Source organism: Arthrobacter gyeryongensis, assembly GCF_039543785.1.
GTDB lineage: Bacteria > Actinomycetota > Actinomycetes > Actinomycetales > Micrococcaceae > Arthrobacter > Arthrobacter gyeryongensis.
Map to the genome: position 1 here is coordinate 1 of NZ_BAABKK010000007.1, position 3,543 is coordinate 3,543.

Annotated in this window: 4 protein-coding genes and 3 pseudogenes; 2 read left to right on the forward strand and 5 right to left on the reverse strand. The window is 62.0% G+C overall.

The window, feature by feature from the left end:
* Nucleotides 1–371: 371 nt before the first annotated feature.
* From ABEA18_RS05840 to ABEA18_RS05860, 5 genes and pseudogenes are all read right to left on the reverse strand, one after another.
* Nucleotides 372–1,245 (reverse strand): annotated as a pseudogene (locus ABEA18_RS05840) (acyl-CoA dehydrogenase family protein); the annotation flags it as partial.
* A complete protein-coding gene (locus tag ABEA18_RS05845; protein WP_425550485.1) occupies nucleotides 1,233–1,547 on the reverse strand; it encodes a CoA transferase in 315 nt (104 codons plus the stop codon). The gene ABEA18_RS05845 and the pseudogene ABEA18_RS05840, both read right to left, overlap by 13 nt.
* Nucleotides 1,495–1,794 (reverse strand): CoA transferase, encoded by a 300-nt coding sequence (locus ABEA18_RS05850; protein WP_345448360.1) that lies wholly within the window; start codon nucleotides 1,792–1,794, stop codon nucleotides 1,495–1,497. Before ABEA18_RS05850 ends, ABEA18_RS05845 begins: the two co-directional genes overlap by 53 nt.
* A gap of 110 nt (nucleotides 1,795–1,904) precedes the next feature.
* Nucleotides 1,905–2,081, reverse strand: coding sequence for a CoA transferase (locus ABEA18_RS05855; protein ID WP_345448361.1), 177 nt, complete (start codon nucleotides 2,079–2,081; stop codon nucleotides 1,905–1,907).
* 307 nt (nucleotides 2,082–2,388) lie between these two features.
* Nucleotides 2,389–2,559 (reverse strand): GntR family transcriptional regulator, encoded by a 171-nt coding sequence (locus ABEA18_RS05860; RefSeq protein ID WP_345448362.1) that lies wholly within the window; start codon nucleotides 2,557–2,559, stop codon nucleotides 2,389–2,391.
* Between the two features lie 614 nt (nucleotides 2,560–3,173).
* Between ABEA18_RS05860 and ABEA18_RS24600 the strand changes: the two are divergent.
* Nucleotides 3,174–3,245 (forward strand): annotated as a pseudogene (locus ABEA18_RS24600) (IS1/IS1595 family N-terminal zinc-binding domain-containing protein); the annotation flags it as partial.
* 33 nt (nucleotides 3,246–3,278) lie between these two features.
* Nucleotides 3,279–3,543: pseudogene (locus tag ABEA18_RS05865) on the forward strand (IS256-like element ISAar5 family transposase); the annotation flags it as partial.

The following is a 3,543-nucleotide window of genomic DNA, read 5'->3' on the forward strand; positions in this document are numbered from 1 at the left end:
CACCCGGCACCACCCACACCCCACAGGGTCCAGGATCGCTCCGGAGCAACTTCCCAAACTTACCCGAATCATTACCACTTTGCAAATCAGTATCTCAACCAATTTCAGGGTAACAATCCGAATTCCCCTCGAATTGCGGCGCACAAAGCACCTGCCGTTTTAGGCTCAATTCGAAGGGATTGGCCACCCGTGGTTCCCAGCTCTAGGCTGTCTCCCTCGCGGCGACTTAGAAGACATTACACGGCTTCCGTACCCCGCGCAAATCCAGCACTGACGCACTGCTATTCCCCCGCTCGAGCTGACCGACAAACCTGATCTGTACGCCACGGCGACGGCGACGGCGGAACTCGGGTTCCGCCGTCGGGCCCCGCCTAACGGAAGGCGGCGATACCCGTCAGCTTGCTACCCAAGATGAGGGTGTGGACTTCGTCGGTGCCTTCATAGGTGCGAACCGATTCCAGGTTGTTGGCATGCCGCAAGGGTGAGTGGTCCAGCGTGATTCCGTTGCCGCCGAGGTTTGTCCTGGCTTCCCGCGCTATTTTGATGGCTTCGCGGCAATTGTTCAGTTTGCCGACCGAGATCTGGTCCGGTTGCAAAGTGCCACCGTCCTTCATGCGCCCGAGGCGCGAGGAGGAATCCCTTGTTGATCTCCAGAGCCATGTCAACCAACTTCTGCTGCGTTAGCTGGTAACCGGCCAGCGGCCTGCCAAACTGAAGGCGTTCCTCGGAGTAGTCGAGGGCTACTTCGAACGCATCGCGGGCGGCGCCCATGGCGCCCCAGATGATTCCATAGCGCGCCTCGTTCAGGCAGGAGAAGGGGCCCTTGAGTCCGACGACGTTCGGCAGCACCGCACTCTCGGGCAGTCGCAGATCGGACAATTCGATGTCGCATGGAATGGAGGCTCGCATGGACAGTTTCGGCTCGATCGGGGTAGCTGTGAATCCAGGGGTCTCGGTTGGGACTACGAAGCCGCGGAAGCCGCCGTCGGTCTGGGCCCAGATGATGGCGACTTTGGCCACCGACGCCAGACCGATCCAGCGCTTTGATCCGTTGAGGATCCAGTCGCCTCCGTCGCGGTGCGCGAAGGTAGTCATGCCACCCCGATCCGATCCCGCAGTGGGTTCCGTCAGTCCGAAGCAGCCGATCGCTTCCCCCGCGGCCATCGCCGGCAGCCATTCCGCTGAGGCCAGACCGTGCTCGACGGCGGATCGTCCGGCGCATCCGTAGCCTTTCAGGCAAGGGCCGGGGGAACTTGCCTGTGGCTCGGTGCTGCTGCGGACAGCCGGATGGGGTTGGCCAACTGCCGGGACTTCCGGCCTGTGGCGGGATCAGTGACAACGATTGACGGCTCCAGCCCCAGGCTCTCAGCCAGTTCGAAAGCCTCGCTGATGCTGTTGACCCTGCGCGCAGGAACGCCTGCAACGAGGAATTTCCGTTGCCAATTCGCAGCAGTGTCAGCATGAAGGGCGGCCTCGATCGCAATACGAAGCTCCTCACGGGACGCTACGCTGCGTTCGTTGGTAAGGAACCTCGCTTGTTCGGGCAAACCCGAGAGCCCTAGGACTGACGCCAGCGCAGCAAATTGCCGATCGTTGGGTGGCTGCGCCCTGGTTCACCAATGCTGCCAGCAGCGAGGAGAGGGGGTTGAGCTGCACCTGCTGGCCGGCCCCTGTGGCATCGCGTACCCGCAGCGCCATCAGGATCCCCGCTAGGGCATTCTGCCCGGTGAGGACGTCAACCAGGGCAACCCCAACCTTGCTGGGCTCTCCTTCCGGGTGGCCGGTGATACTCATGAGACCGCCAAGCGCCTGCACGAGCAGGTCATGGCCGGGCAAATCTGCGCCGGATTCCGGTTGACGCTTGCAAAATAGGTGCCGGTTCCATCGGCTTCCACAGGCGGGATCTACGCCCGGGTATCGTCGCCGGCGGGACCTTCGATCTTGATGACCTCGGCACCGTAGTCGGCCAACATCATGGAGGACAGCGGTCCGGCTAGAACCCGCGAAAAGTCCGCGATCCGTATCCCGGCCAAAGGCTGCGGCAAACCGCTTGGGCTGCCCCCGTGGATGTCACGACACATCTCCTTCGATGGTTGTACGTTGCATGCAACTGCAGGGGACGTTCCCGGCGTGTAAACACTTCTTCGTCATATCAAAGTCAGCCGCGCAATTTCGTCAGCTGATCGAACTTCGCAAGATGCGCATCGGCAGACAGTCCGGGCGTCTTCGCGCAAACACCTGTAATGAGAAGCCGGCGGTGCGGGTGACATGTTCGCAAACCGCAACCGCTGCAGCCTGCGGGTCCTGTCGCTCCAACGCCTCGAGAATGCCTCGACGGTCGTCGGCCAAGTCCTGGCAGCTTCGGATTGAAGGGATGGTTACCAACCCTTACGCAAGAACAAGATTGCGGAGTTCACCATCCAGAATGCGCCCGTGCAGCACCCGGACACCGCGGTTCTTCTCGATCCGGACAATGCCCTCCTTTTCGAGCAGCTGCAGGGCCTCACGTACCGGCGTCCTGGATACTCCGAGTCTCTCGGCTAGCCCGAATCGCGGAATAGTGCTCCCCGGGCGTCATCTCGCCGGACGTGATTGCCGCCCGCAGCATATCTGTGGCCTGCGTTGTCAGAGACACTCCAGGAGTAACCTGTTGCATGCTACTCATCCTGACAGTACGGGTGCGGCGAACCTGGATCTCGGAGAGGTCCATAGGTGAGCGGGGGTTGGGGGATTCCCGCTCAGGTGAGCGGGGGTTGGTGGAAACCGGGTGATAGGTGAGCCGGGGTTTGGGATTCCGGCCCATAGGTGAGCCGGGGGGTTGGGATTTCCCGCTCATAGGTGAGCCGGGGGGTTGGGATTTCCCGCTCATAGGTGAGCGGGGGTTTGTGATTTCCCGCTCATAGGTGAGCCGGGGGTTGGGGGATTCCGGCCCATAGGTGAGCCGGCGTTTGATAACCCAAACCCCCGCTCACTTGTTAAGGGTTTTCCTTGGACGCGGGCTCACATATACCGGGTCCTGGCCGGACGCTCGCTCACATATACCGGGTCCGGGGGTTATAGGACAAAACGTGTGTATGGATTGTGCCTGCTTCCCAGTGTTGGCGGGCGAATTTCGGGGTAGCTAAGCTTTGGAAGCTTAGTGTGGCTGGGGTGCTTGCATATCTCTGGAATGTCTGGTCTGCGGTCAGGCGCTGGTACGGAACGGGAAAACGGCCGCGGGTAAGCAGCGCTACCGGTGCCTGGAATGCGGGGCGAGCCGCTCGGGTGAACGCCCGGATGTGAGTCGGCGTGCGGAGCTGGGTGCGTTTCTGGGCTGGTTGCCGGGTACCGGCGGCCAAGCGCTGGTTGACTCGTTCGGTACGGCCCGGTCCTTCCGGCGCCGCACGGCGTGGTGCTGGAATATTGCCCCCGCGATTCCGGCCACGGGCGAGATCCATGACCAGGTCCAGATCGACGGGATCTACGTCGGCTCGTGGTGCTGCCTGATCGCGATCGCCGGAGAGCATGTGATCGGCTGGCAGTGGTGCGACACCGAGAAGAAGG